We start from the raw sequence: 899 nt of genomic DNA, 5'->3' as shown, positions 1-899 counted from the left end.
GTCTGGATGAGTTGACCGGTGGTGACTTCAACGGTGACGGGAACACGGATATCGCCGCCCGCGCGAAGTCCGATGGCACGTTGTTCATCTATCCCGGGAACGGGGCGGGTACCTTCAATTCGCCGATCATGGCCGGTACCGGATGGAACCACGTCGAGGAACTGACCGGTGGGGACTTCAACGGTGACGGCAAAGCCGATATCGCCGCCCGTGCGAAGTCCGATGGGACGTTGTTCATCTATCCCGGGAACGGGGCGGGTACCTTCGATTCCCCGATCATGGCCGGTACCGGATGGAACCACCTTGAGGAACTCACCGGTGGGGACTTCAACAGCGATGGGAAGTCCGACATCGCTGCCCGCGCGAAGGCCGATGGCACGTTGTTCATCTATCCCGGGAACGGAGCGAGTACGTTCAACTCGCCGGTCTCCGCGGGATCGGGATGGAACATCATGCGGGACATCTTCAGCGCCGATCTGAACGGGGACGGGAACACCGATATCACCGGTGTCCAGGCCCCGCAAGGAACGACCGGGAACATGTACCTCTACCCCGGCACCGGACAGAACACCTTCGCCACCCGCCACACCCTGGGCACCGGCTGGTAACCACTCCCCCACGCGAGGCCGTCCCCGCACTCCTGGGCGGGGGCGGCCTCCGCGCGGCCAGGCCGTGGCGCGCCGACCAGCGGCGCCGACTCAGGCCCCGGCCGCGATGCTCGACGGTTCAGAAAAGCTGCTCCTGGGCCGCCCGCTCCGTGGCCTCGGCCACGAACGCGCCGTCCAGGCACTGGACGCGGCCCCGCTCGAAGTCCAGCAGTTGGCGCTTGCGCTGGAGTCCGCCGCCGTACCCGGTGAGGCTGCCGGTGGAGCCGATGACCCGGTGGCAGGGGACGATGA

General features: G+C 66.5%; 2 protein-coding genes. One reads left to right on the top strand and one right to left on the bottom strand.

What is annotated here, in order from left to right; translation table 11 throughout:
• Positions 1-608, top strand: a 608-nt coding sequence (locus KUM32_RS40430) for a VCBS repeat-containing protein (protein WP_217146680.1), incomplete at its 5' end; no start/stop codon positions are given.
• A gap of 118 nt (positions 609-726) precedes the next feature.
• Here KUM32_RS40430 and KUM32_RS44505 read toward each other — a convergent pair.
• On the bottom strand, positions 727-899 hold a 173-nt coding region (locus KUM32_RS44505; RefSeq protein WP_254406771.1), incomplete at its 5' end, for an MGMT family protein.

This window comes from Streptomyces sp. AC627_RSS907 (assembly GCF_019049165.1).
Note: the sequence above shows the minus strand (reverse complement) of the source record. Positions and strands in the feature narration are given on the sequence as shown.